This is a genomic window from Microcoleus sp. Pol14D4 (assembly GCF_036701245.1).
GTDB lineage: Bacteria > Cyanobacteriota > Cyanobacteriia > Cyanobacteriales > Microcoleaceae > Microcoleus.
On the sequence record NZ_JAUBQM010000182.1, the window covers coordinates 1 to 2,282 of the forward strand.

Consider the following 2,282-nt stretch of genomic DNA (forward strand, 5'->3'; position numbering starts at 1 on the left):
CTTCTAATAATGGTGAATTTATCTGAAAATATACTCATCACTGATGAACAGTGTTCAATAAGATGCGTTCCCCCTGGGGTCAGGGTCCAGTTCCTCCTGCACAAATTGCCTTGGCAATTATTCTGCAAGCCTACTTAGGCATTTCTGATGATGAAGTCATTGAAGAAATGCTCATGGATCAACGTTGGCAGTTAGTTCTCGATTGTCTCAATTGTGAAACTCCCCCTTTTAGCAAAGCCACTTTGGTGAGATTCAGAAATCGCTTAATTAAAAAAGAACTAGACCAACGTTTAATTGACCGCACCGTAGAAATGGCCAAACACTCATGGTGGGTTTGGCTCATCTCAACTGAAAGCGGCTTTAGATTCTTCACCTTTATGGGGAGCTGGGAAAGTCGAAGATACATATAATCCCTTGGGTCATGATGAGCGTAAGGCGGTGAGTGTGATAGCTGTTGTGCAGGGGCGGGAGCCAGCAGAAATTGCCGAGTTAGCTGGTGCGCCAATTCTCAATAGTTCCAGCTTAAAAACAGCCTTAGACTTAAACTGGGATAATCCAGTAGAGCGTCAAAATGCACTCTTAGTCATCCTAAATAGCTTAAATTCCGTAGAATAATGGATGCAAAGCCAGCCCGCTCGTGATGAGTTTGAAGTGGCTCAAGAGACTCTGGATGTTGCCCGAGTCATTGAATCCCAAAATGTGACTTTAGACTCTCAAGGATTTCCTAATCTTGCTAAAGGGGTGGCCAAAGATCGTCGCATTTCTATTGAAGACCCCGATATGCGGCATGGGCGTAAAAGCCGCTCTAAAAAAATAGATGGATATAAACGTCACGTCCTCAAAGATTTAGAGAGTGGTGTAGTTTGTGCCGTGGCGTTGACACGCGCCAATACTCCAGAATCCGCTGCTACAGTTGACCTAGAACGTGACTTAAAATTTCAAAATATTCACCTAGCCGAGTTACATATTGACCGGGCTTATTTATCTAGTCATTGGGTGACACAACGGGATGATAAATTACAGATATTTTGCAAGGCATGGCCAGTCAGAAATTATGGAAGATTTGATAAAAATTCTTTTTTTCTTGACTGGGATACGCATTTAATTAGCTGTCCCAATCAGGTAAGTATCCCATTTAAACCCGGAAAAATTGTTCATTTTCCGGCGAGTGAATGTGCAGTTTGTCCTCTGAGGTCTGGTTGCACGAATAGTCAAAGAGGACGGACTGTATCAATTCATCCTGATGAAGCCTTAATGCAAGAGTTGCGAGCACGTCAATCCACTGCTATTGGTCGAAAAAACTTAAGAAAACGTACTACAGTTGAACACTCTCTGGCTCATATTGGGCATTGGCAGGGGAACCGTGCTCGCTATATTGGACAGCGGAAAAATCTCTTCGATCTACGCCGAGTCGCTGTTGTCCATAATCTTCATGTCATTGCTCGAATGGATAAGGTTCGGCCAATTACACCAGGTATAAAGTCGAACTCATGGACTGGCTAATTTCATAAAGTCCTTTTTTTGTCAACTCCTAATACTGAACCGACGCCCTAGAATGGGTAAGAAAGCAGAGAATTTGTTCGAGTTTTTATTCACAGTTAACATAAGTTCGAGAAGGAAGCGAGTGTCCAGCTTGGCTGAATCTCTTGTCACCATGACTAAAACCCGCCGGCCATGCCCCAAATCCCTAAGAGTGCGATTGCTGCCTCTTGTATGCCCGCAACTCACACCTCCTAAGTGGCCTTCACCAAGTTAGCCTGAAATTAACAGCCCTGTTGTGCAGATGTCCGCTCAATACCCCACTGAAAATGATGAAAGAAGACACTATCGAAATTGTTGGTTTTCACGCACATATTTACTTCAACGCTGATAATCGCGATGTCGCAGCGCGCGTACGCGAAGGATTGACTCAGTTTGAGGTGCAGCTTGGGCGTTGGCATGACAAACCCATTGGTCCCCACTCCCAAGCGATGTATCAAGTTGCATTTTTACCCTCGCAATTTGGCAAAGTCGTTCCTTGGTTAATGCTGCATCGCGAGGGGTTAGATATTCTCGTGCATCCCGAAACCGGCGATGATCTGGCGGACCATACGAAACATTCTTTGTGGCTGGGAGAAAAACTAGGGCTGAATCTCGAAGTTCTGCGGCCTAGAACAGCCAACGCCAGCTTGTGATCGATCGCGCGCCAAGCGAAAACGGTGCTCCTGATAAGTAGTCAGACAGAATTAATTACAGAAATACATAGTATAATGATATTTCCGGCAAAATTATGAGTTAATTAC

At 44.4% G+C, this 2,282-nt stretch carries 4 protein-coding genes; all 4 read left to right on the forward strand.

Annotated features, from left to right (window positions below; all coding sequences use genetic code 11):
* Positions 1 to 62 precede the first annotated feature (62 nt).
* The 4 genes from QUA33_RS27920 to QUA33_RS27935 all read left to right on the forward strand — a co-directional run bounded on the left by QUA33_RS27920 (position 63) and on the right by QUA33_RS27935 (position 2,174).
* Positions 63 to 410: a transposase gene (locus QUA33_RS27920; protein ID WP_333152994.1), complete on the forward strand. Its 348-nt coding sequence runs from the start codon at positions 63 to 65 to the stop codon at positions 408 to 410.
* Positions 411 to 444: 34 nt separating this feature from the next.
* Positions 445 to 615, forward strand: a complete 171-nt coding sequence (locus QUA33_RS27925) for a hypothetical protein (protein ID WP_333152996.1) — start codon at positions 445 to 447, stop codon at positions 613 to 615.
* A 3-nt stretch (positions 616 to 618) separates the two neighbouring features.
* The gene (locus QUA33_RS27930; RefSeq protein ID WP_333152998.1) at positions 619 to 1,503 is read left to right on the forward strand and encodes a transposase; all 885 of its coding nucleotides are present in this window, start codon (positions 619 to 621) and stop codon (positions 1,501 to 1,503) included.
* Between the two features lie 305 nt (positions 1,504 to 1,808).
* Complete coding sequence (locus QUA33_RS27935; RefSeq protein WP_333152999.1) at positions 1,809 to 2,174, forward strand: DOPA 4,5-dioxygenase family protein; 366 nt, start codon at positions 1,809 to 1,811, stop codon at positions 2,172 to 2,174.
* Positions 2,175 to 2,282 lie beyond the last annotated feature (108 nt).